23 protein-coding genes are annotated in these 25582 nt (G+C 38.6%); 17 read left to right on the forward strand and 6 right to left on the reverse strand.

Annotation, left to right across the window (positions count from 1 at the left end; all coding sequences use genetic code 11):
* Nucleotides 1-6 precede the first annotated feature (6 nt).
* From BGO88_RS05080 to BGO88_RS05105, 6 genes are read left to right on the forward strand one after another with little or no spacing between them, the layout of a single operon-like run.
* Nucleotides 7-1143, forward strand: a complete 1137-nt coding sequence (locus BGO88_RS05080) for a hypothetical protein (RefSeq protein WP_286706164.1) — start codon at nucleotides 7-9, stop codon at nucleotides 1141-1143.
* 5 nt (nucleotides 1144-1148) lie between these two features.
* On the forward strand, nucleotides 1149-2222 hold the full coding sequence (locus BGO88_RS05085) for a DegT/DnrJ/EryC1/StrS family aminotransferase (protein WP_286706165.1): 1074 nt from the start codon (nucleotides 1149-1151) through the stop codon (nucleotides 2220-2222).
* Entirely contained in the window at nucleotides 2219-2851 is a 633-nt protein-coding gene (locus tag BGO88_RS05090) for an acetyltransferase (RefSeq protein WP_286706166.1), read from the forward strand. Before BGO88_RS05085 ends, BGO88_RS05090 begins: the two co-directional genes overlap by 4 nt.
* Entirely contained in the window at nucleotides 2848-3408 is a 561-nt protein-coding gene (locus BGO88_RS05095) for an L-threonylcarbamoyladenylate synthase (protein ID WP_286706167.1), read from the forward strand. Before BGO88_RS05090 ends, BGO88_RS05095 begins: the two co-directional genes overlap by 4 nt.
* A 37-nt stretch (nucleotides 3409-3445) precedes the next feature.
* Nucleotides 3446-4879, forward strand: a complete 1434-nt coding sequence (locus BGO88_RS05100) for a CCA tRNA nucleotidyltransferase (RefSeq protein ID WP_056070074.1) — start codon at nucleotides 3446-3448, stop codon at nucleotides 4877-4879.
* 35 nt (nucleotides 4880-4914) lie between these two features.
* Complete coding sequence (locus BGO88_RS05105) at nucleotides 4915-5934, forward strand: COX15/CtaA family protein (protein ID WP_286706168.1); 1020 nt, start codon at nucleotides 4915-4917, stop codon at nucleotides 5932-5934.
* A 548-nt stretch (nucleotides 5935-6482) separates the two neighbouring features.
* Here BGO88_RS05105 and BGO88_RS05110 read toward each other — a convergent pair.
* The 6 genes from BGO88_RS05110 to BGO88_RS05135 form a co-directional block, all read right to left on the reverse strand.
* The gene (locus BGO88_RS05110; RefSeq protein ID WP_101471652.1) at nucleotides 6483-7238 is read right to left on the reverse strand and encodes a LytR/AlgR family response regulator transcription factor; all 756 of its coding nucleotides are present in this window, start codon (nucleotides 7236-7238) and stop codon (nucleotides 6483-6485) included.
* A gap of 39 nt (nucleotides 7239-7277) precedes the next feature.
* The gene (locus tag BGO88_RS05115; RefSeq protein ID WP_101472051.1) at nucleotides 7278-7595 is read right to left on the reverse strand and encodes a 2TM domain-containing protein; all 318 of its coding nucleotides are present in this window, start codon (nucleotides 7593-7595) and stop codon (nucleotides 7278-7280) included.
* Between the two features lie 4 nt (nucleotides 7596-7599).
* Complete coding sequence (locus BGO88_RS05120; protein ID WP_235498583.1) at nucleotides 7600-7944, reverse strand: 2TM domain-containing protein; 345 nt, start codon at nucleotides 7942-7944, stop codon at nucleotides 7600-7602.
* The gene (locus tag BGO88_RS05125) at nucleotides 7935-9290 is read right to left on the reverse strand and encodes a 2TM domain-containing protein (RefSeq protein ID WP_286706169.1); all 1356 of its coding nucleotides are present in this window, start codon (nucleotides 9288-9290) and stop codon (nucleotides 7935-7937) included. Before BGO88_RS05125 ends, BGO88_RS05120 begins: the two co-directional genes overlap by 10 nt.
* A 21-nt stretch (nucleotides 9291-9311) precedes the next feature.
* The gene (locus BGO88_RS05130) at nucleotides 9312-9941 is read right to left on the reverse strand and encodes a tetratricopeptide repeat protein (RefSeq protein WP_286706170.1); all 630 of its coding nucleotides are present in this window, start codon (nucleotides 9939-9941) and stop codon (nucleotides 9312-9314) included.
* Nucleotides 9942-10349: 408 nt separating this feature from the next.
* Nucleotides 10350-12503: a TonB-dependent receptor gene (locus tag BGO88_RS05135; RefSeq protein ID WP_286706171.1), complete on the reverse strand. Its 2154-nt coding sequence runs from the start codon at nucleotides 12501-12503 to the stop codon at nucleotides 10350-10352.
* Between the two features lie 165 nt (nucleotides 12504-12668).
* Here BGO88_RS05135 and BGO88_RS05140 point away from each other — a divergent pair, with 165 nt between their 5' ends.
* The 11 genes from BGO88_RS05140 to BGO88_RS05190 all read left to right on the forward strand — a co-directional run bounded on the left by BGO88_RS05140 (nucleotide 12669) and on the right by BGO88_RS05190 (nucleotide 25575).
* A complete protein-coding gene (locus BGO88_RS05140; protein ID WP_273238456.1) occupies nucleotides 12669-13046 on the forward strand; it encodes a VOC family protein in 378 nt (125 codons plus the stop codon).
* Between the two features lie 5 nt (nucleotides 13047-13051).
* On the forward strand, nucleotides 13052-13441 hold the full coding sequence (gloA2, locus tag BGO88_RS05145) for an SMU1112c/YaeR family gloxylase I-like metalloprotein (protein WP_056071408.1): 390 nt from the start codon (nucleotides 13052-13054) through the stop codon (nucleotides 13439-13441).
* Nucleotides 13442-13546: 105 nt separating this feature from the next.
* Nucleotides 13547-14083: an IS1096 element passenger TnpR family protein gene (locus BGO88_RS05150; RefSeq protein ID WP_056070049.1), complete on the forward strand. Its 537-nt coding sequence runs from the start codon at nucleotides 13547-13549 to the stop codon at nucleotides 14081-14083.
* A 111-nt stretch (nucleotides 14084-14194) separates the two neighbouring features.
* Nucleotides 14195-14554 (forward strand): four helix bundle protein, encoded by a 360-nt coding sequence (locus BGO88_RS05155; RefSeq protein ID WP_286706172.1) that lies wholly within the window; start codon nucleotides 14195-14197, stop codon nucleotides 14552-14554.
* Between the two features lie 50 nt (nucleotides 14555-14604).
* Nucleotides 14605-15663: a nucleoid-associated protein gene (locus BGO88_RS05160; protein ID WP_056070043.1), complete on the forward strand. Its 1059-nt coding sequence runs from the start codon at nucleotides 14605-14607 to the stop codon at nucleotides 15661-15663.
* Between the two features lie 190 nt (nucleotides 15664-15853).
* Entirely contained in the window at nucleotides 15854-16093 is a 240-nt protein-coding gene (locus BGO88_RS05165) for a DUF1660 family phage protein (protein ID WP_056070040.1), read from the forward strand.
* Nucleotides 16094-16185: 92 nt separating this feature from the next.
* Nucleotides 16186-17082, forward strand: a complete 897-nt coding sequence (locus BGO88_RS05170) for an ABC transporter ATP-binding protein (RefSeq protein WP_273238454.1) — start codon at nucleotides 16186-16188, stop codon at nucleotides 17080-17082.
* A 61-nt stretch (nucleotides 17083-17143) separates the two neighbouring features.
* On the forward strand, nucleotides 17144-17983 hold the full coding sequence (locus tag BGO88_RS05175) for a DUF2705 family protein (protein ID WP_056070037.1): 840 nt from the start codon (nucleotides 17144-17146) through the stop codon (nucleotides 17981-17983).
* A 22-nt stretch (nucleotides 17984-18005) separates the two neighbouring features.
* Nucleotides 18006-20306, forward strand: a complete 2301-nt coding sequence (locus tag BGO88_RS05180; protein ID WP_286706173.1) for a T9SS type B sorting domain-containing protein — start codon at nucleotides 18006-18008, stop codon at nucleotides 20304-20306.
* 31 nt (nucleotides 20307-20337) lie between these two features.
* Complete coding sequence (locus BGO88_RS05185; RefSeq protein ID WP_286706174.1) at nucleotides 20338-23115, forward strand: FIDD domain-containing protein; 2778 nt, start codon at nucleotides 20338-20340, stop codon at nucleotides 23113-23115.
* A 48-nt stretch (nucleotides 23116-23163) separates the two neighbouring features.
* Nucleotides 23164-25575 carry a T9SS type B sorting domain-containing protein gene (locus tag BGO88_RS05190; protein WP_286706175.1) on the forward strand — a complete coding sequence of 804 codons (2412 nt, stop codon included), beginning with the start codon at nucleotides 23164-23166 and terminating at the stop codon, nucleotides 25573-25575.
* The last annotated feature ends 7 nt before the right edge of the window (nucleotides 25576-25582 follow it).

Consider the following 25582-nt stretch of genomic DNA (forward strand, 5'->3'; position numbering starts at 1 on the left):
CTATTTATGTCAATAAAAAAAGATTTCCATAAATTTCAGCATCAGCTCAAGAGCTTTTTTTTACAGGGACACCACAAATCCTTCAAAAAAAAATATTTTAAAGAACATTATTCCGACACAAAAAAACTAATCCTGTTTTTTGTTCCTTCCGGAACAGACAGGATTAACGGAGGAATTTTGTCAATATGCACCATTTATAACATTGTCAGGAAGTTAAAAGACATTCACGGATGTGACGTGGTTGCCAGTTTTTTGCCCGGGAAAAGTGAAACCGACTATAAATACAGGAAGTTTTCAAACGAAATGATTATTTTCACCTTCAAAGAAATTGAAAGGTATTTTGACCATCTTGACTTTGCGGAAATTCATATCCCGGATGTAATGATTGCTGCTTTCAATAAAGGGAACAAACGTATGGTTCCTTTTTTCAGATGGACGGAAAATATAAAAGATATAAAAATCAACCTGCTCAACCAGAATGACCTTTTTATGCCACCGATTGAAAAAATCGACAATGTCAAGAAAATGTTCCCAAACACGACTATGACCATGGCACACAAGCGTTATGCTACACTTGAAAAAAGAAATTATTACGGCGTGCCGCTTCATCTTTTTTCAGCCTGGTTAAGCCCAACTCCCTACAACAGAAAGGCATTTAGTGAAAAAGAAAATCTGGTTATCTATTCCCCAGATAAAATTCAATGGGTTCCCAATTCAAGTACGTTGACAAAAGAGGGAATTTTGGCAAATCTAAAAGCCAAACTGCCGCATTATACTTTTGTTGAAATAACAAACATGAAGTATGACACCTATAAAGATTATGCTTCAAGAGCCAAATTTGTCATTACTTTTGGCGAAGGATTGGATGGCTACCTTATAGAAACTATTTTCTCCGGAGGTATTTCATTTGCCGTTTACAATGAGATTTTCTTTACCGAAGATTTCAAGAACCTGCCAACGCTTTATACTTCATTTGATGAAATGAATGAAAAGATAGCAGATGATATTAAACATTATGATAATCCTGAAACTTTTAAAGAATATCAGGACAAACTAGACATCATTGTTAACAAATTATACAGTTTTAACATGCTTGAGAATAACATAAAGCAGTATTATTTGCATAACTTTGATTTTAAATAATCAAAATGATAAACGTAACACAGACATTTTTACCACCGCAAAGCGAATATAACAACCTGGTTAAAAGAGCTTGGGATAGTTTGTGGCTTACAAACAGGGGCCAGTTGACCTTAGAATTGGAAAACAAGCTGAAAGAATGGCTGAATACTGATTCTATTTTAATCACCAATAACGGTACTGTTCCATTACAAATTGCACTGAAACTTTTGGGAAAAGGAGGAGAAATCATCACGACACCTTTTTCTTATGTTGCGACAACTTCTGCAATAGTCTGGGAACATTGCGAACCTGTTTTTGTTGACATTAACCCCGAATATCTTACAATTGACGAAACCAAAATAGAAGCTGCCATAACTCCAAAAACTACAGCCATACTGGCTACTCATGTTTTTGGCAACCCCTGTCAGGTGGAAGCAATTGAGGCTATCGCTAAAAAAAATAATTTAAAGGTCATTTATGATGCTGCCCATTCATTTGGTGTAGAATATAAAAATCAGTCTCTTTTTAATTTTGGCGATGTGAGTACCTGCAGTTTCCATGCAACCAAATTGTTCCATACGGGTGAAGGCGGAGCCCTTTTCTGTAAAGACAAAGAACTTTTTCATAAATTATATTACAGCCATAATTTCGGACACAACGGACCTTTGGATTTTCATGGTTTAGGAATCAATGCTAAAATTTCAGAACTTCAATCTGCTATGGGTCTGGCCGTTTTGCCTTATATCGATACCATTCTCGCCGAACGAAAAAAAGTGGTCGATTTTTATAACGCCAATTTAAACTTTTCCAATCTGCAAGGCTTGAAGATTCGGGAAAACACCAAATGGAATTACAGCTATTATCCTATAATTCTGGACTCTGAAGAAACGCTGTTAAGAGTACAAAAGGCATTAAACGAGAATCAGATTTTCCCAAGAAGGTATTTTTATCCATCCCTGAATACGGTTAATTTTATAAAAAATACCGAAATGCCTGTTTCGGAATCTGTTTCAAAAAGGGTGATGTGCCTTCCTTTGTATGTGGGATTAAAAACAGAAGATTTAGAACAAATCACTTCTATAATCAATCAAAACATATGATAATTATTGGAGCAAAAGGTCATGCTAAGGAAGTTTTCGATGTTTTAACCATCGATGCACCCGATTCGTTTTATTTTTTTGACAACGTTAGTGCCGACCTTGAAGATTCTTTATTCTCATATCCGATTCTAAAAACTACCGAACAAGCCCGGTCCCAACTCAAAAAAAATCCCGATTTTATCTTAGGACTTGGCAATCCTTTTAGCAGGAACAAAGTTTATATCCTGTTTTTAGAATACAATGGCAACCCTGTTTCAGCAATAGCCAAAAACGCTGTTGTGAGCAAAAGTGCCGTTTTAGGAAAAGGACTGAACATCATGCCTTTTGCATTTGTATCTGCAGACACTTTTATTGGAAACGGCGTATTGATCAATGCTTATGCGAGTATCCACCATGACTGTAAAATTGGCGAATTTGCAGAAATATCGCCGGGAGCAAAAGTTTTGGGCAATTGCGAAATTGGTGCTTTTACAACAATTGGTGCCAATGCGACAATTTTACCTAAATTGAAAATCGGAAAAAATGTAACTATAGGAGCCGGTGCCGTTATCACAAAAGACATTGAAGACAATGCAGTTGTTGTTGGTGTTCCGGGAAAAACAATTAAATATAACGTTCCAAAAATATGAACGAAGAAGTTCACAAAGCTTACGAAATAATCAAAGAAGGCGGTATTATTCTTTATCCTACGGAGACCGTTTGGGGAATTGGATGTGATGCAACCAATCCAGACGCAGTAGCGAAAATCTATGCCTTAAAAAGAAGAGAAGAGTCAAAATCGATGATTGTCCTGATGAATGGCGAAAGAATGGTATATAATGTCTTCAAGGATATTCCCGAAGTGGCCTGGCAGATTTTAGACCTTTCTGAAAAACCAACAACGCTGATTTTAGACAATCCGAGAAACATTGCCAAAAACCTGATTGCTCCTGACAACACTTTGGGCATGAGAATCGTAAAAGAACCTTTCTGCTACAAACTGCTGGAACGCATGAAAAAACCTCTTGTTTCTACTTCTGCCAACATATCCGGAGAGCCTACCCCTATAAATTACAAAGAAATTAGCCCCGAGATTTTAAAGGGCGTTGACTATGTCGTAAATTTGCAGCAAGAAAAGATGACAGGAAAACCTTCTGCTATTATCAAACTGACTTCAGACAGCCAGGTTAAGATAATCCGAAAATAGCAATAGGTTTGCGGTTCTTAGAACTTTAAGCATAATAATGAAAGACAAAACTTCATATAAAGAAGCAGTAAACAGCAAAATATTCCATGTAATCGCGCAGGCTTCCAAAGAGCTCAACATTGACAGTTATGTTATTGGAGGATTCGTACGGGATTTACTTTTAAAAAGAAAATTTAAAAAAGATATCGACATTGTTGCTGTTGGAAGCGGCATTGAGCTGGCTTTGAAAGTTTCTGAAATGCTTCCAAAAAAGCCAAAAGTCCAGGTTTTTAAAACTTATGGAACAGCCATGCTCCGATTTGAAGATACTGAAATTGAATTTGTAGGCGCCAGAAAGGAGTCCTATCATTTTGAAAGCAGAAATCCTGTAGTTGAAAACGGAACTTTGGAAGACGACCAAAACCGCAGGGATTTCACCATCAATGCTTTGGCCATTTCACTAAATGAGGCCAATTTCGGAGAACTTGTTGACCCTTTCAACGGGTTATCCGACCTGGAACTCAAAATCATAAAGACGCCTCTCAATCCGGATATTACTTTTTCTGACGACCCGCTTCGTATGATGCGCGCTATTCGTTTTGCCGCGCAATTAAACTTTGATATTGAAGAAGAATCCCTCAAGGCAATCGAACGAAACAGAGAAAGAATAAAGATTATTTCCGGTGAACGAATTGTTGACGAGTTAAATAAAATATTGATGACAGACAAGCCTTCAATTGGCTTTCTCCTGTTGCATCAAACCAAATTATTACACATCATTTTACCTGAGTTGACAGCACTTGAAGGTGTTGACGAATCTGAAGGACAAACCCATAAGGACAATTTTTACCATACTTTGGAAGTTGTCGATAATATTGCCCCTAATACGGATGATGTTTGGCTTCGATGGGCTGCCCTGCTCCACGATATTGGAAAAGCGCCTACAAAACGCCACCATAAAAAAAACGGGTGGTCGTTTCACGGCCATGAATTTGTTGGCGGAAAAATGGTCAAGAAATTATTTGAAAGGCTTCATATGCCATTGAACCATAAAATGAAGTATGTTTCCAAAATGGTAATGATGAGTTCACGTCCCATCGTATTATCGCAGGATATCGTAACCGATTCTGCCGTAAGAAGGCTTGTTTTTGATGCCGGAGAAGATATTGAGGACCTGATGGTTTTATGCGAGGCAGACATCACGACAAAGAATCCGAACAAATTCAAAAAATACCATAATAATTTCAAGATTGTACGCCAAAAGATTGTGGAAGTGGAAGAGCGCGACCATATCAGAAAGTTTCAGCCGCCTATTTCCGGAGAAGAAATCATGGAAACATTCGGCTTAAAGCCCGGAAGAGAAATCGGCATACTGAAAGAAGCTATTAAGGAGGCTATTCTTGAAGGAGAAATCCCTAACGAATATCAGCCCGCCTATGATTTCATGCTGAAAAGAGCGGAAAAATTAGGATTGCAAAAAACAGCCAACTAGGCGCCTCATCCAATTCGAATTCAAACTAACTAAAAATGAAAAAATATTTTTCCTCCATTACCAAAACAGCCCTGATTCTGGTTTATTTGGTAATCATTGCCGGTGCCTTAGTACGAATGACCGGTTCCGGAATGGGTTGTCCGGACTGGCCTAAATGTTTTGGCTACTATATTCCGCCAACAGATATTTCTGAACTTACGTGGTCGCCTGAACGCGAATTTAAAAAAGGGCAGGTAATTATTCGTGGCGAAAAATTGCTCGTGGCACAGGAAGATTTCAAATCAGGCAGTGAATTTGAGGAAAACCATTGGCAGGTTTATACAAAACACGACTATGCCTCGTTTAATCCAACGCATACCTGGGTAGAATATATTAACCGTTTGGTTGGGGCATTGGCCGGATTGGCCTGCTTTGTCATGGCTGTCTTTTCTTTCAGCCTGTGGAAACAGAATAAAAAGATAACGCTGCTTTCATGGCTTGTGGTATTTTTAATGGGTTTTCAGGCCTGGTTAGGAGCAACAGTTGTTTATTCTGTACTGAATCCGGTAAAAATTACCATCCACATGGTGATGGCGCTATTAATTGTATGCATCATTTTATACATTTTAAATCTGGCAAAGCCAAAACCGGCAACACCACTAAAATTTGACAAAGTTTTTGACAGCGTCCTGATTATTTCGCTGATATTGACATTGACCCAGATTATCTTAGGGACACAGGTACGCCAGTTTGTGGATGAACAGGTTAAAATTTATGGCTATGATGCTATGCATAAAATTCTGGAAGACCCTATTATCGGGTTTTATTTCCACAGAACTTTTTCATTTGTAGTCTTGCTTATCAATGTAATTCTAATTACCCGAAACAATAAATTACAGCTAGGTTTCAAAAAAATCAATTGGGTGATGTGGCTTTTAGGCATTGAGATACTTTCGGGAATTGTGATGTATTGGTACGATTTCCCGTTTGGTTCACAAACCATACATCTTGTTATCGCATCACTTTTGTTTGGAACGCAGTTTTACCTAATTTTAGAAAGTAAAAACAGAGAATAAAATAATAATTGATTATCGGAAACTTTACACCAAAAGATTCTTATATCTAGGTTTTATAACTTGTCATGTTTTGCGACTCTTCGCCTTTGCATGAAATAATGGTTCGCAAAGGCGCAGATTCTCAAAGTATTAAGTCTTATCAAAGAAAAAGTTATGAAAGTGAGCCTTTTTCGGGTTTTCTTTTATTTTATATGAATTCTTTAAATCTGTCTAATCATTTTGACCTGTGGCTAACTCCACTATTCTTTGATTTGGTATAAACTACCCGATAGCCATTAAATATTATATAACTAATTACCAAAATGATATAACATTTCTGTGATGGTATTATAGTAACTTTACAATACAGAAATCGCACAAAAAGAATCAAATCTTTATTTGATTTTGAGTTCATTTTTTAATCTGTAGTAATCAGGAATAATTTGGAAAATTCAGTAAAATGAATTTAAAATAAACAAATTTACCATTACATAATAAGACCAAAAAAATGATCCAAGGACTGTTTCATTAGCTTTATCAACCCGATAGCTTTTGAAACAGTCTCTTTTTTAGCCTATCCAGTTTTTAAAATCATTAACCCGTTCCCGGCTAACAATTACTTCATCTTCCTTATAAGTTGGAAGGATTAATTTCAGTCTTGAATTGCTGTATACTACAATATCCTTGATTGTTTTCATAGGAACAATGAATTTGCGGCTCACACGGAAAAAGTCTTTAGGGTCCAATTCGGTTTCAAGCTGTTCCAGTGTTCCTTCCAGAAGATAATCCCTGTTGTCTGTCGTATGCAGATAAGTACCTTTATTTTCACTATAAAAGCATTCTACCTCATCAATATTAATCATTTTCAGATGTTGTCCGGTTTTAATCGTAAAGCGTTTCTTGTAGTTTTTGGTATCCGGACTGACAAGCATTTTTTTTATCATTTCCAAATCCAGAGACATGGATTCCGCTTTTGGCTGTCGGGATTTGAATTTATTGATGGCTGCTTCCAAATCGTCTTCATCAATAGGCTTCAACAGATAATCAATACTGTTCAGTTTGAATGCTCTCAAAGCATACTCGTCATAAGCTGTTGTAAAAATAATGGCGCTTTTTATATCAATAGCATCAAAAATTTCGAATGATAGTCCATCAGAAAGCTGGATATCTAAAAAAATCAAATCCGGGTGCGGGTTGTCCTGAAACCAGTTAATGGCTTCTTCTACCGAATGAAGCATCGTACTTGTTTCTATATCCAATTTTTGAAGCTTTCTCTGCAGCAATCTTGCTGACGGTTTTTCGTCTTCGATAATTAGGGTTGTCATATTCTTGATTGCGGTTAGTTTTAAGTTTTTAATTAAGGGCTATTCCCATTTTGAGTTTTTTTCTCTTTCCATGATTTCGTTGATTTTCTTTTCTTCCCAATCTCCTCCTAAAAAGATATTTTTTCCAAAGACGGAAGCAGCATGAACAGCCAACCCAAATCCCCAAAAGAAAGCTACTGAAAAAGTAGAAAACTTAAAAAACTCCTCTCCTGGTTTAAGGTCGAAATAGTGTCGTGAAATAAGAAATAAATTCACCAACACATAAGCAATCAAATGCTTATAAAATCCTAAGATTGATTTAACACGTTTCTGCGCGCGTTCCAATCTTCGTTGTTCTTGTTCAGTTAGATTTTCCATTTTCTTATTTGATATTTTGTTGGTAATAGTCCTGTTTTCTTTTTTCCTTTTCAATAATCTCTTTTATTTTTTTCTCTTCCCAATTTTTCCCCAGAAAAGGATTGTATCCGAATGCGGCCATTCCGTGGCATAAAAGCCCTGTACCCCAGCCCAACATTGAAAACCAGAACCATTGAAATTCAGGAGTAAAAACCAGATTAATGATAATCAGTATTGGAATGATGATACAATACATCGTGAGGTTGTAATAAAATCCCCTGATTTCCTTTGCTCTTTTTTTGGCTCTTTCATAAGCCATTTTTTCAGAATTAAAATTTTCCATGACCATTTGGGTTATTATTACTGCCATTTGTCTTGCTTGTCTTTTTCCATCAGTTCCCTGATTTTCTTCTCTTCCCAATCACTGCCTAAAAATGGCATATAGTTAAAAACAGTCATTCCATGTATTGCTACTCCTATTCCCCATCCAATTGCAGGATAAAGAAACCATAAATGAGCTGGAGAGGTTATCAGATTCAACGCTGCCAATCCAATATTTACTACGATATAAGAGGTCAGGTTGCCATAAAATCCTTTGATATCTTCTACCTTTTTTTGCGCTTTACGATAAGTGCTTTCTTGTGTATTATAATCTGTTTCCATAATTGCTATTTGTTTGGTGAGCATTGGCAGTTCCACTTTGAAATGTTTTTCTGTCTGCTCAATTCTTACTTTCCTGTTGGTTATAATTGAATACCGGTCAACGATATTCTGCAGTCCTACTCCTTTTCTGTCTTGCAGGACTTCTTTTTTCTGATAATCATTTTCAATAATCAGATAATCGCCTTTTTCATAAATCCTAATATGCAAAGGCTTTGTTTCACTGGCAATGTTGTGTTTTACCGTATTTTCCAGCAGAAGCTGTAACGACAGCGGAACTACTTTTGCATCCGGATTTTTAACCGATTCCGGCAGTTCATAAAACACGCTGTTTTCAAATCGCATTTTCAGGAGATTCATGTAGGTTTTGGCAAACGAAAGCTCTTCTTCCACGCTTACCAACTCCTTATCTTTTTGCTCCAAAACATAACGGTAGATTTTAGACAGCGACGTTGTGAACTTTTGTGCATTGTCCTGGTTTTCTTCAATGAGCGATGTCAATACGTTCAGGCTGTTGAACAGGAAATGCGGGTCAATCTGGTTCTTTAATGTCTCAAACTTTGCAGAGGCTGTTCCGGCAATAATCTTCTGTTCCTTAACTTTATTTTCCTGAGATTTCTTGTAGAAATAAATCAAATGGAAAGCCAGAGTCACAACCATGGTTATCATCAGACAGACAACATAGAACCTATGGTTTTCATTGGCAATAAATTCTGAATAACTCCTTTGCTCCAGAACCAATGCAATGAACAATCTTATGATAAAAATTCCAATAACAGTAAGAACAACACTTCCAAGAATACTAAGGGTAAATCTGTATCTTTTATATTTCTTCCACTCTATTCTATTGTTCATAAAATCAAAATAGGTAGAATTGATAGCGGTTAGTACAATACCATATAAAAAGTAATACCCCATTTCCTTAAACAAAGAAGCATCTATCTTAAAACTTCTTCCAAACATGGCTTCAAGCACAAACATTATTGCTATGATGGCACAACTAACAACAAAACCTGTCACGATAGTCTTAAAAAAATATTTGATAACTTTTTGCATGGAAGAAGTGATTGGTAATTATTATTTCTTTTTATTGCACTCTTTCTGAGCTTCTAAGGCTCTGTCTAATCCCCAGCTTGGGTGAAAAGGAGTTTCCGGTTTAAATTTAGCAAAAAGTTCTATTGCTTTGTCAATCTCCGCGCACATTGGTTTGGTGTCATTCCCGAAATAACGCGCTCCTCCAATTTCAAATTCTGCTTTTGAAAATAATGCTCTTGGGTTTTCCGGAGCTATCGCCAAAGCTTTATTATAAATTTCTATTGTCTTTGCTGAAAGTTTCATTCCGTTTGTCATTGGGTCAGACACAATCCAGGCTGTATTAATCATTGCCTGTAGTACTAACAATTCCGGATTTTCAGAATTTTTATCCAGTTCTATATTCAATGCTTCCTGAGCTTTCCCTAACAACGCAGCTACCTTATCTTTATCTTTTGTCTGAAAAGCCGCTGTCGTATTGACCATTGACACATAATAATTTGGAAGCCAGTTGTTTTTTTCTGCAGATGCTATTCTTTCAAACATAGCCGATGCTTCTGAAGTTTTTCCTTCGCCCCAAAGCGCAAAAGCTTTCTGCATTCCTTGTTCATATTGTGTTTGTGCGCCTACTAAAGAAGTCACAAAAAAAACGAGGGTAATGATACATTTTGTCATAATTGAAAAATTTTTAGGTTGGTATTCTTTTTTTGATGATTGAAACGGTTATTATTCTGATACAAATTTGCTTCGGAATTTTATCTTTTAAAAAAGAGACTTACTGAGTTGTTGAATTTTAGGGATGAATTGTTTTTTTAAGTGGCTAAGGTTCTAAGGTACTGAGGTACTGAGGTACTAAGGTTTTGAGATGTGAAGGTAAATGTTTGGTTCTTTTCCTTAGGACCTTAGCATCTTTTAAACAAACCTATTTTCGAAGTATTAACACCTAACCCTCAAAAACAATCCTCAGCCACTTAGCGCCTTAGAACCTTAGCAACTTTTAAACTACTCTTTTTCAAAAGTACTCACATCTACATTCCCAAAACAAACCTCAGCAACTGAGAACCTTAGCCACTTAGCAACTCTCTATAAATTCTTCAACTGATTATCTTTCTTATTGTCACTTATTGTCCAGAAAAAGCCAACAAATATGAAGCGGTCTGCCGGTTGTCCTATAGCCCTGCGTTGGAATTGACCGCTGGCATCAGGATTGTTTGCATACTGGTATCCGAAGACATTATCTGTTCCCAAAACATTTGATACTGAGAAATAAAGTATTTTTTGTTGTGAAACCAAATAAGCCCAACTCAGACTAAGGTTGTTATAAGACTTTGTTTTTCCGTTCATAAAACTGGTTTCGTTAGGATTATTATAAGGTCTTCCTGAATTAAAGCTATGAGTTAATCCAATTTGAGACCTCAGGCTGTTTATCCAATATTTTGTAACTACAGAAAACGAATGGTCTGCCACGAAACTAGGAGTCACTTCTTTTGGATAGTTTTTAAAATCTCTTTCCGTATCGATATAAGAATAAGAAAACCAGTACTCCAGATTCTTAAATGTTGTATTATCTCTCCAATACAGGTCGATTCCTTTTGCAAAACCTTTTCCGTTATTATTAAATTGAGAGTCAAACTGAACTGTTTGAGTATCATATTTCACCAAATCTCGGTATTGTTTAAAATAAGCCTCAGCGCGGAATATTCTCCCGGTCTTGCTGTATTCATAATTCAATATATAGTGTGCCGTTTTCTCACTTTCGAATTGGTTGGAATATTTCAGGTATTCCTGTCTTGGTGATTGTACAAAATCTCCATAAGCAAAAGACAGCTGTCCGTTATCACTTACCTTGTAACCCAAAGAAAATCTTGGTGAAAGGTTAGACTCCTGTAATAAATCGGTATACGAAAAACGGAAACCGGCTTTAGCTGCAAATCTTTTTGAGAAAAAAACATTCGTTTCTGCATAGGCCGCTGCAATATTATTGTCATATCCTGAAGAAAAGGTGCTTCCTGCATTTTGGGCATAATCTTCATCAAATTTAGTCGTGAAATAATCAGCTCCAACGGCCAATTTTATTCTTTCAGTAATATTTTTACCAATTTTTATCTTCATATGCGTAGCATGTTCGGCATTTTTCACATCATCCAAAGCTATTCCTATCTTATTCTGCGAATAGCCATAGCTAATTCCTGTAGTCAGTTGATAGTTGCTTCCAAAATATCCTTTATAAGAAGAATTCAGATAGAAATTATTATTTCGCACATCTACCCTGATTTTTTCAGTACGGTTAATATCTTCCTGGTTCAGGTCAAAATCTGCCGCATCAAAAGCCATGTAGGTCTTCAGGGTTCCATTATTAAAATGATAGCGGTAAACCAACTCTCCTGAAATGGACTGATAGGCCCTGTTCCAATCTACAGCTTGTGGAACCGCAGCCTGATAAGGTGCCAGATTCGCATAGGAAGCATTTACACTTAAAGAACTCTTTTCCCATTTTTGCGTATTTCCCAATCCTAAACCAACAGTCATCAATGAAATTTCTGTCTTTTCCTGGTCCGGGTCTTCGATTGTATTCAACAACAAAACACTTGACAATGCTTCTCCATATTCTGCACTGTAACCTCCCGTTGAAAAGGCAATACCGCTAAAAAGAAAAGGAGAGAATCGCCCTCGTGTTGGCAGGTTGTTTGTTGTTGCACCGTAGGGTTGTGAAACGCGAAGCCCGTCAACATACGTCTGCGTCTCATCGGCCTCGCCTCCTCTTACAAAAAGACGGCCGTCTTCTCCAACAGTCTGCGCTCCCGGCAAAGTAAGTAATGCTCCAACAATATCACCAGCAGCACCTGCCGTCGTAACAATGTCCAAAGGTTTTAAAACTGAAGTTCTTGCTTTATCGCCCGACTCAAATGTTCCGGCAGTAATCACAACGGCATCAAGCGTATTAACCGATTCTTTTAATTTGACAGTTCTGTTTTTAAAATCTTCAACTACTATTTCCTGATTATAGGTTTCAAAAGTTAAAAAGGTAACCACAAGATTTTGCTTTCCGGTTACAGTAGTCTGAAAACTGAAATTCCCTTCTTCATCTGAAGAATCCCCGTCATAGGTTCCTTCAATAAAAACATTGGCTCCCGTAACAGGACGTCCCTTTTCATCAGTGACTTTTCCTGAAATAGTTTGCTGCGCAAAATTTGCAACAGACAACATAAGAAACAGTAGTGTAAAAATATTTTTCATTGATTAGGTGTTTTTGATAGAGCAAAGTTGCGTTTGGAAAATTTTCTTTCATAATAAAGATTACCGAATTGTAATTTTTCGGGGATGAATTGCAATGCTATCATAAAAACCTTCCTCATGTAATTTTGTTTTTATACTTTTAATTAGAATTAATACCGTACCTCTATGAAAATTCCGCAGCAATATCTTCCCGTAATGCCTTATCTGATACTGAATAAGGCCAGTGACTTTTTAGAATTTTCCAAAACCGTATTGGGAGCCAAAGAACAGCTTATTGTTCCCGGGAAAAACAATTCCGTTATGCATGGCGAAATCAGGATTCAGGATGCCGTTGTAATGTTTGCCCAGGCCAATGACACCTGGCATCAGAAAACATGCGGTATGTTTTTATTCATTGAAAAAATTGACGACGTTTTTAATCTCGCCATACAGAAAGGTTCCAAAATTCTTAAAAATCCGGGACAGGAAGAATACGGTTATACTGCCGGATTTGAAGACCCGTTTGGAAACCAATGGTGGATTACAGAACCTTTAAGAGAATAATCTATATGTTAAAAATCAACAAAGTACACCACATTGCCATAATCTGTTCTGATTATGAAGTATCAAAACATTTTTATACCAAAATCCTGGGTTTTGAAATCATAGCCGAAGCCTATCGCAGCGAAAGGGATTCCTACAAGCTGGATTTGGCACTGAATGGTAATTATTCAATAGAACTTTTTTCATTTCCCAACCCGCCAGGCCGTGTTTCGCGTCCGGAAGCCTGCGGATTACGGCATTTGGCTTTTGAAGTAGACGACATCCAAAAAACAAGGCATTATTTGGTTGAAAACAATCTCAACCCTGAACCGCTGCGAACTGACGAATTCACCAACAAGCGTTTTACATTTATTGCAGACCCTGATAATCTGCCTATTGAATTTTATGAAGCTTAAAGAATGATTGCTGATTACGGGCGTATATCAAAAATTCCAAGAAAGCAAAATCTAAAAATCGGAATTTAAATTTTACCTTTGGCGTTTCAAAAATACATTTAGATTATGGTTTATAAATTTAGGGTAATACTCGATGCGGAAGAAGATGTTTTCAGAGATATTGCCATTCAGGACAATGACACTTTAGAAGACCTCCACAATGCTATTGTCAATGCCTTTGGCTTTGACGGCATGGAAGTAGCATCATTTTATACCAGTGACGACCAATGGAATCAGGATGAAGAAATTCCGATGTTTGATACAGGAGATGTACCGGGCGAACAAAAAGTAATGTCTGATTTTGAGCTTTCTGAAGTTTTAGACGAAGAAAGAACAAAAATCATCTATGTTTATGACTTTATCAACATGTGGACTTTCTTTGTAGAACTAGCTGCAATCGAAGAGCATGTTCCGGGACAGGTGTATCCGGATGTATTATTCTCACACGGAATAGTGCCTCTTGAAGCTCCGGACAAAGATTTTAGCGACTCAGCCGTAAATGAATTTGACTATGATGAGGACGAGTTTGACGAAGACGACCTGGATATGTTTGATGGAGGTGATAATTTTGAGGATTACGGATTTGAGGAGAATTGGAATTGATCTGAGGTGCTAAGTCGCTAAGGTTCTAAGTTTTTTTTTGGAGTAGATAAGGTTTTGAGGTTTTGTTCGCGGATTGGATTATATTTGAGGAAATCTTAAAATATATGCGCCATGAACACTTTTAGAAACTTACTCATCTGGCAAAAATCAATGGCTTTAGTAACCGAAATTTATAATGCTACTAAATCATTTCCAAAAGAAGAAGCATTTGGTCTCACATCGCAAATCAGAAAATGTGCCATTTCAATTCCAAGCAACATAGCGGAGGGATTTGGCAGAGATAGTAATAAAGACTATCTCCGTTTTCTAAACATTTCAATCAGTTCTCTTTTTGAACTACAAACACAATTAGAAATAGCCAAGAATATCAGCTATTTTACAATGGAACAATTTAACAAACAGTACGAAGACAGCAGGGAAGTTGAGAGAATGCTCATCGCTTTTATAAATAAAATAAAAGAACGTCAATAACCTCAGCACCTTAGCGACTTAGTACCTTTTTACCTTAGCAACTTAAAAAAATGATCAACTTATTTAACACCCACATCGAAACCCTTTCTGTTCACAGAGTTGGAAACAAAAGCCGTAACGAAGCCTTCTTTTTGTCTGAATCGCCTTATGGGCTGAACGACGAGATCATGCCTTTGCTAAAAGAGTTTTTCTTCAAATCATTTAGGGAAAAAGAAGAGAACTATTTCCAGTTTGCACACGATGTAGATTTGGAATATAACGAAATGTACAACTTTGCCAGCGAGATTTTTGCCAATCCGGGTAGTGTGCATGAAGTTTCAAAAAAAATAACAAAACATCTTTTTGAGCAATCAAACCATCCGCACATCAAAAACGGAGAGGTTTATGTGGCTTACCTTACCAACCTGAGCATTGACAACAATCAGGTAGATGCAGTAGGCGTTTTCAAAAGCGAATTGCAGTCTGACTTCCTGCAATTTGAAGAGAACGGGAGCAATCTGGAAATGATATTGCAACATGGTATCAACCTGAACAAGCTGGACAAAGGATGCCTTATTTTTAACCACAAAAAAGAAGAAGGATATAAAATCCTGACGGTAGACAGCAACCGATATGATGCGCGCTACTGGTTAGAGCATTTCCTTTCTGTTGACGCTTTCCAGGATGAAAACTTCATCACTAAAAAATATTTAAAATTCTGTCAGGACTTTGCCAAAGATGTGGTATTACCGGCTGAAGACAAAAAAGAAGAAGTAATGTTCATGAACCGCTCCGTGAACTATTTCGCGAAAAACGACGATTTCGTAGAACAAAACTTCCTGAATGAGGTAATTGACAATCCGGACCTTATGTCGGAATTCAAAAACTACAAGGTCGACAAAGGAGAAAAATACAGCATTGAAGACGTGACTACCTTCCCTATTGCAAATGCAGCAGTTTCGGATGCAAGAAAAAAAATCAAGAATGTCATCAATCTGGATACAAACATCCAAATCAAATTGGATTTCATTAATCCTGAAAGTGCTGAAAAGTTTGTAGAAAAAGGATGGGATGAAGAAAAGCAGATGTACTACTATCTGGTTTATTTCAACAAAGAACAGAAATCATAAAACCTATCGAAATACTTAAAAAAATCCCCTTCCGGGGATTTTTTTATTTCTTATACTTCCGGATAACAATTTAGTTTACGCACTCTAACATCTTGTTTACAAAATACATACATTATGCATTTCATCGATTATTTTTGCCGTTAATCGGATAAATTAGTATGTTTATCGTCCCTAACAAACATAACCTACAATGAATCCAAACATCGCCCGCCACAATGTGCTTTTCGAAAAAGCCTTTTGTCGTTTTTTTGGTCATAAGTTTAAGACCACACGAAAAATAACCGACCACTTCAAAGAATTTGAATGCAAAGTGTGCCACCGCTGTGCGACCAATGACATATTAGGCAACAAAATTCATCTTTCTGAAGAAATGAAAGATATCAATAAGGCACTCAATCAGCTTTATGAAAGAAGGCAAATAGCCTTGTAAGCTTACAAAAACAAGTCCGAAAAGAGTTTTAATTTTCTTGTAACAAATTGTTGCCAGGTTCGTCTTACTATAAAACCAAACCTTTATCTATTTTGGAAACCATACTAAAAATTGAAAATCTTTATAAAAACTTCGGACTGGTCAAAGCCGTTAAAAATGTTTCCCTTGAAATCAAAAAAGGAAATGTTTATGGAATTTTAGGTCCGAATGGAAGTGGAAAATCAACCACTCTCGGAATTGTTCTCAATGTTGTCAATAAAACCTCCGGAACCTACAGCTGGTTTGGCGGAGAAATGGAAACCCATGAGGCCCTGAAAAAAGTAGGCGCCATTATCGAAAGGCCTAATTTTTATCCTTATATGACTGCCGAGCAAAACCTTAAGCTCGTTTGTAAGATTAAAGGAACTGATTATTCCAAAATAAACGAAAAACTTGAAATCGTTGGCCTTCTTGACAGGAAAGACAGCAAATTCAGAACTTTCTCGTTAGGAATGAAACAGAGATTGGCTATAGCTTCGGCTTTGCTCAATGACCCGGAAATCCTAATTCTGGACGAACCAACCAACGGTCTCGACCCGCAGGGAATTCGTCAAATCAGAGATATTATCAAAGTAATTGCAGCACAGGGAACCACCATACTTCTTGCCTCTCACCTTTTGGATGAAGTCGAAAAAGTGTGCAGTCACGTATTGGTATTGCGAAAAGGCGAAATCTTATATTCCGGAACTGTTGACGGAATGAATTCTCACGATGGTTTCTTCGAACTGCTGTCAGACAACCTTCAGGAATTAAAAACGGCGCTGGCACAACATCCGTCTATTGAAAAAGTTGAGGAAGAAGAAGGACGCATCATTGCCTATCCTAAGAATCAATTGAGTGCGGCAGAACTGAACAAATTCCTCTTTGAAAGGAATATAACGCTGAGCCATCTTGTAAAACGCAAGCATAGTCTGGAAGAGCAATTCCTGCAACTGACAAACAACAAATAACAATCCTGAAACCAATCCGAACCGGAGTCTGACATGGCGCCCGGACAAAACATACAACCAAATGAAACGATTACTATCTATAGAGCTCCAAAAAATTTGGCAGAATAAGGCAAGCAGAGTATTGACCCTTACTTATTTCATTCTGCTTTCGTTTATTGCCCTGATTGCTTCCATCAATTTCAGCTTTTTGGGAATTAACTTCCGTATTGCCGACCAGGGAATTTTCAATTTTCCCTATATATGGCATTTCAACACCTACATTGCCGCCATCCTTAAATTTTTCCTTGCCGTTGTAATTGTTTCAATGATGGCAAACGAATATACCTATGGAACGCTCAAACAGAATCTTATAGACGGACTGAGCAAAAAAGAATTCATACAGTCAAAATTGATAACCGTTGCACTTTTCGCATTGGGCTCTACAATTTTTATTTTCATCATGTCGATGATATTAGGGCTGTGCTTTTCTTCTTATGACGAAGCTGCCATTATCTTTTCCGACCTTGAATATTTTTTGGCCTATTTCATAAAACTTGTGGCTTTCTTCTCGTTCTGTCTTTTTCTGGGCGTATTGGTAAAACGTTCTGCTTTTGCATTAGGTTTCCTGCTTGTATGGTTTTTTGCAGAAAAAATCTTTTACGGACTTCTGAGATGGTTGGTATTTACGAGTACGGAACAGGTAGATAAAGTTGCCGCTTTCCTTCCGTTAGAATCGATGTCAAATCTTATAAAAGAACCATTTACACGTTTCAAGGCTTATAAGGCTATTGAAAATCAGGTCTCTGGCGGTGTAGCTGCAAAAGATTACAGCGTGCACTGGTATGAAATTGTTATTGTTGTCATTTGGACGGTTATTTTTATGTTAATGTCGTATAAAATTCTTCAAAAACGAGATTTATAGTATCTTTGCCGATACTATGAAAATGACGAAAGCCCACATTTTTTTCTTATTGGCAATTTGCGTTCCTTTTTTAGCCAGAGCGCAATATATTACAGTTAATGACACTTATACAAAAGAACAATTAGTCAGGGATGTCCTCATCAATAACACCTGTGCCAGTGTTTCAAATATCTCCGTTTTAGGCGGGAATTTCGCATCCGGAGAACAAAGTTATGGTTATTTTAATGCAGGAACGAGCAGCTTTCCATTTGCAAACGGAATCATACTAAGCACAGGAAGAGCTGTGGCCGCACAAGGTCCTAACAGCAGCCTGTTAGATGACGGACGCGGAATGGACTGGCCGGGCGATTCTGATTTAGAGGCTGCCCTGGAAATAAACAACTCTGTTAACGCTACCGTACTTGAATTTGACTTTATACCTCTCGGCAACAAAATAAGCTTTGACTACATTCTTTCTTCAGAAGAATATCATGATAATGCTCCATGCCGCTATTCGGACGGATTTGCATTCCTGCTTAAAGAAGTTGGCGGCACCGGAGAATATAAAAACCTGGCTGTTATTCCAGGCACTACAATACCCGTTAAGGTAACCTCTGTACGTCCGGCAATTGGCGGGAACGGAGGTTGTGATGCTCAAAACGAAGAATATTTTGGCGGATTCAACGGATATGAACACCCAACCAATTTCAACGGACAGACTGTTATTATGACAGCCCAATCGGATGTAACGCCAGGCGTTCGCTATCATATAAAATTAGTTGTGGCTGATGAAGGCAATTACAGATATGACTCGGCTATTTTCTTAGGTGGAGGAAGTTTTAAGATAGAAACAGATTTAGGTAATGACCGATTGCTGGCAAATGGAAATCCGTTGTGTAAGGACGAAACCCTAACATTGAATGCGACTAACGCCAATGCCATACGCTATGAATGGTATAAAAACAGCATATTACAACCGGAAACAACTCCTACTTATCAGGTCATTGAAGCCGGCACTTATTCTGTACGCGTTGAACTTGCGGGCGGCTGTTTCTCAAATGGTGAAATAAAAATTGAATATTCACCTGTACCAACAGTATCCAATGCTGTTTTAGTACAATGTGACGAAGATAACGATGGTCTTGCTTTGTTTAACCTCAACCAGGCAAACGCTCAGATTGTAGCAGCCGATCCTACATTAACTGATCCGGTTTATTTCAGGACCAATGCGGAAGCGGCATCGGATTCCAACCCGATTACCAACGTTACCAATTTCGAAAATACACAGCCAATTGTTTATGCCCGCGTAGAAAACCAGTACGGCTGTTATGCTATTGCAGAAGTAACATTAAATGTTTCCAATAATAATATTGCCGACCCTCAGGATTTGAAAAAATGCGACACCGATGCCAATCCTTCAGACGGTCTTTCGGTTTTTAACCTGCGTGACAGGGAAGCAGATATTCTGATTAATCTGCCGGCAGGAAATGTGAACTATTACACTTCCTATGCAGATGCGTTATCAGGACTCAATCCGATTCCTACTCCGGAAACATTTCCTAATACGGTTCCGTTTACACAGCGTATTTATGCCAAATTAAGCTCGGGTATTGATTGTTATGGAATTGCCGAATTTAATGTACGTGTCAATTATTTCGGCAACAGCCTGGATGATGTTGAAGTTACTATTTGCAGCGGCAGTTCTGTATTGTTAAATGCGGGAAGTGGCTTTTCAAGCTACAGCTGGAACACTCCAAATCACGAAACAACGCAAACCATTAGGGTTAATGCGGCGGGAACCTATACCGTTACTGTTACCAACGCTGACGGTTGCGAAGGCACAAAAAAATTCATTGTTACGGCTTCCAGTATTGCAACAGTAGAAACCATCCGAATAAGAGATTTCCAGGGAGGAAATAACACTGCAACTGTTGTGCTTACGTCAAACAGCATTGGAACCTACCAATATTCTCTTGACGGAATTACTTTCCAGGATTCGCCAACATTTACAAATCTGGCTCCCGGTCGTTATAACGTCATTATAAAAGAAGCAGACTGTGGCACTATTACCCATGAATTTTACATCATGGATTATCCAAAATTCTTTACCCCGAATAATGACGGAACCAATGATTACTGGAGAATTCCATACCTACAATATCAGCCTAATGCTACAGTTGCCATTTTTGACCGTTATGGCAAGCTCATTTACTTTTTCAAAGGAGGGCAACCGGGTTGGGATGGCAAGCTGAACGGGCACGATTTACCGGCAAACGACTATTGGTTTAAAATAATATTGCAAGACAACAGAGAAATCAGGGGACACTTCTCACTTTTGAGATAATTTTCTATCTTTGAGAGCTAATCGGCTCAATATGAGGTCAAAATTACTGGTATTATTTCTGTTCTTATCCATAAGTTGCTTCCCCCAGGGCGAAGCATCGAACTGGTTTTTTGGCAACAGAGCCGGTATCCGGTTTAATAGTGACAATACAATAACCACCCTTTCTACTTTTCCAAATCCAATCAGAATCGTTACTGACGAAGGATGCAGTTCTTTTTCTGACCTTAACGGCAATCTCCTGCTATATACAGACGGCCGTACTGTTTGGGACAGAAACCATGTTATCATGCCAAATGGAGATTATGCAGCGGGTACAGGATTGTTTGGAGACCCTTCCAGTACGCAATCAGGCATTATAATACCCAATCCTGCCAATCCCAATCTTTATTATATTTTTACGGTAGACGAGCCGCACCATCAGAATGCGGCGGCCTATCCCAATCAATTTTCAGGAGTATATGAAGCGGGAGGAGGCACAATTCCGGATGGAGATGACGGTTTCAACAACGGTCTTAACTATTCTGTTGTTGACATGTCACTTACCGGAGCAAACGGAAGTATTGGGAATGTGACAACAAGAAACGTTCATCTGGTTACTTATAACCCCGACCCTGCCGGTGAAGAAATCAAATATAAATGTTCTGAAAAAATAACGGCTGTCCAGATACGAAACGGAGGCGGTTACTGGGTCATCACCCATTTCATAGACAAGTTTTATGCTTTTAAGATTGACCCTTCAGGTGTTAGCACCACTCCTGTGATTTCGCAACTTAACCCTGTAGTTCCTATTTCGGGTTACAGAAGAAATGCGATTGGACAAATTAAGGTTTCTCCCAACGGAAAAAAAATTGCTGTCGCCCATGTTCAGATCACTGAAACACATGTAGGTCCTCAAACCGGCGGTGCTCTTTATCTCTATGATTTTGATAACAGTACCGGAATTGTTTCTAACGGTCAGGCAATAGTAACTGATGCCAGCTGCTATGGGGTTGAATTTTCTGCCGAAACTAAAAAGCTTTACCTGTCGGCAGAAAACGGAGTAATGCAGTTCAATCTCGAAGCAGCATCCATTCCAAATTCAGGGCAATTTATTTCCAGAAAAAGTTTTTCGGCACTTCAACTGGGTCCTGACAAGAAAATTTATAAAGCCAACATCAACACCGGATTTGAAGATACTTTTCTGGACGTTATCAACAATCCGGAAGAAGACGGAATAGCCTGCAATTATCAAAATGCCGCAATTAGTCTGGACCAGGGAATATCCCGATTCGGACTACCTCCGTTCATTACTTCCGTATTCAGCACAAACATCCTTGCCAAAAATCTTTGTGCAGGTCAGGCTACAGAACTTGAAGTAAGTGCCAATGGTTTCGTTCAAAGTGTGGTATGGGATTTTGGTGACGGCAGTGCCTTTAGTACTGTTTCTGAACCATATCATGTCTTTCCCGGTCCCGGAAATTATACTGTTTGGGCAACTGCTGTTGTAGAAGGAAGAACTATCCGAAGCAGTAAAAACATACAGATTAATCCGCTTCCAACAGCATTTCCTTCCAGCCTGACACAATGCAGTCCCACAGCAGCTGACACCAATATTCTTTTTAAACTTTCCGAAGCTTCGCAAAATATTACCGGAGGCAATACAAATTTAAGCGTCTCTTTTTTCCTGTCTTCCCAGGCGGCGAATGACAATGCCAATCCATTGCCTAATTCCTACCCTAACATCTCCAATCCGCAACGGGTTTTTGCCCGGGTAACAGACAATACGACCGGATGCTTTGTGACAACAACACTAGACCTAACTGTAAACGCTGTAATAAATGCTCCCTTGCTACTTGAAAAATGTGATGAGTTGAACGGTGAGGACGGAATTTCTGATTTCACACTCACTGATGTCGTGATTCCCGGAATTTCTCCCACAGCTACTACTTCCTACTATGCCAGTATTGATGATGCGCTGCTTGAACAAAATGCACTACCTACAGCCTATAGAAATACAGTACGTGACAGACAGACAATTTATGCCCGGATAGAAGAGAACAATGAATGCGATGGCCTTTTCCCTATTCATCTTGTCGTAAATCCGTTGCCACAACTCAGAACAGAAGACACAGACTATGTCTGTACCAACCTGCCTAATCGTTACATTACTTTAAACCCGGGTTTATTACAGGGTACTATCTCTGATTATACTTATGAATGGTCAACTACACCAATACAAACCACGCCTACAATAAGGGTTAATCAGGTGGGAACCTATACCGTTAAAGTAACAACTGCCAAGGGCTGTTCCAAAACCAGAACTATCACTGTCCTGCCATCCAATAATGCTACTATTGCGAATGTAGTAATTGTTGACCTGGTACAAAACAACACCGTAACCGTACTGCTGTCACCGGAAAGCATTGGAAGTTACCAATACAGCCTTGACCTGCCAAACGGTCCTTTTCAGGATTCTAATCATTTTGAAAATGTAAGCCCTGGTTTTCATACCGTGTATGTCTATGATACTCGCGGATGCGGAATTGTCAAAAAAGACATTTCCGTACTATACATTCCTAATTACTTTACTCCAAATGGTGATGGTTACAATGACACCTGGAATATTATTGGAATAAATTCCGTATTCTATTCTAATGCCAAAATTTACATCTTCGACCGATTTGGCAAGCTTCTCGCAGATGTTGACCCCAAAGGTGCCGGTTGGGATGGAAATTATAACAACCATCCCGCTCTATCAACAGATTACTGGTATTTGGTACTTTTAAACCCAGAAAGAACCGTGAGGGGGCACTTTTCTTTAAAAAGATAACAATTCGTTTAAAAAATATGATAAATTTGGACAAATATCCTTAAACGAATGATACTTAAAAAATTCCTCCTTGCGCTCCTGTTCTTTTTTACCGTAACCCAAGCCTTTTCTCAGAACGACTGTACCGATGCCATCGTGGTATGTGGAAATACCGGATTTCAAGGTCTTAGTGCTACAGGAATCGGGATTCAGGAATTGGGATTTGGCAACAATTGTAGCAGTCAGGAAAACAATAGTATCTGGTTAAAGTTGTCGATTGATACCGGAGGAACACTCGGTTTTATTCTCACTCCGGAAAACACCAATATTGATGTAGATTTTGATTTTTTCATATTTGGCCCTAATGTTAGCTGCGGCAGTTTAGGACAAGCCATCCGCTGTTCCACTACAAACCCGCAAGCTGCCAATGCAACAGACAATCTCACCGGTCTTAAAGATGATGAAGTTGACACTACTGAAGGACCCGGAGCACTTGGTAACAGTTTCGTACAATCTTTAACGGTTAACAATGGCGAAAGCTATTTTCTGGTTATTGACAGGCCTGTAGGTTCGAGTAATTTTTCACTAACCTGGACAGGAACGGCTACATTCAACCAACCGCCAACATTCCAAATGCCTACAGGAGTTGCCCTTGATATGGAAAATTGCGACAATGACGGTACTATTGATAATTCTACCTCTTTCAATCTCGATTTAAACACCAGCACCATTATTGGAACCCAAACCTCTGTAGCTGTTACATATCATACCAGCCTTAATGATGTATTAACGGGAGAAAGTCCAATAACGCCCTCCAACGATTTCAGAAATACAGTAAACCCGCAGCCTATTTTTGCCCGAATCACCAATACCGTAACCGGTTGTTTTTCGACATCGGAATTTTCTGTTGAAGTAATCAATTCGGTTGTCATTCCAAACAATCAATTTGCCGTGTGTGATGATAACCTTGACGGTGATGACCAGAATGGGCAAGCGACCTTTATTATGAGTGATGTCACGAATGGCATAATTGCCAATGCAAATCCTGTCGGGACTACAGTAGATTATTATTCCAGTTTTGCCAATGCCATGGCTAATACCGGAGCTTACGGACCTACTTATTACAACATCGTTCCTAACGAGGAGCCTGTATTCATCAAAGTCACTAATCCGAATGGCTGTTTCAGAATAGAGGAAATCAAACTTATCGTAAATCCGCTTCCCGCCAAAGTGAGTGGCACTTTGGTTCAATGTGATACAGGCTTAACTCCGGACGGATTGACCTTATTCAATCTCAACGAAGCAGTCCCATCCCTAACCGGAAACGATGCCAATCTTGGTGTAACATTTTTCAGGACGGGCACAACGACACCGCTTCCTACTGCCTATAACAATATATCAAATCCCGAAACCCTTGATGTAAAAATCACCAACCTCACGACCGGATGTTTCAGCTGGGGAACCCTCGATTTAAATGTAAATGTTATCAACAGAACGGTTACTATTGCTCCGCAATGTGACCTGTCAGAAACAGGTATTATGCCTTTTGACCTTGGAACAACCGACCTTGTATTGTCTCCAACCGAAACCGCGCATTTTTATCCTAACCTCAACGATGCCTTACTGGAACAGAATGAAATTACCAATACCGGCAATTATCCAAACGCCACGCCTTACAATGCTACCATTTATGTGCGTATTGAAGATGCCAACAGTTGTTCGGGGATTTCACCAATTCAATTGGTCGTTAACCGTCTGCCTCAAATCGAAGTACAGGACACTGACTATGTCTGTACCAATCTGCCTAATCGCTACACTACTTTAGATGCAGGATTATTGCAAGGCTCCGTAACTGATTATACGTATGAATGGTCAACAACTCCCATACAAACCACATCTTCTATAAGGGTTAATGAAGCAGGAACCTATACCGTCAAAGTCACAAATGCCAATGGCTGTTCCAAAACCAGAACCATAGAAGTACTGCCATCCAATAATGCTACTATTGCCGACATAGTGATAGTCGATTTAACACAGAATAATACCGTAACTGTAATCCTTGACCCTACAAGCATTGGCGGCTACGAATACAGCCTTGACCTGCCAAACGGACCTTTCCAGGATTCCAATTATTTTGAAAATGTAGCTCCTGGCGTACATACTGTTTATGTATACGAAACCCATGGCTGTGGCATTGTATCAAAGAAAATTTCCGTACTGAAAATCCCGGCCTTTTTTACGCCTAACGCAGACGGCACTAATGACACGTGGGACATCATCGGTATTAGCCCGAACTTCTTTGCCAATTCCAAAATCTATATTTTTGACCGTTTTGGAAAGCTTCTTGCTGATGTGGACCCGAAAGGTACCGGATGGGATGGAAACTTTAACGGACATCCACTACCTGCCAATGATTATTGGTATCTGGTAAAACTGGAAACCGGCAGAACCATACGCGGACATTTTAGTTTATTGCGATAATAAACTA

Source organism: Flavobacterium sp. 38-13 (assembly GCF_001899155.1).
Taxonomy (GTDB): Bacteria; Bacteroidota; Bacteroidia; order Flavobacteriales; family Flavobacteriaceae; genus Flavobacterium; species Flavobacterium lindanitolerans.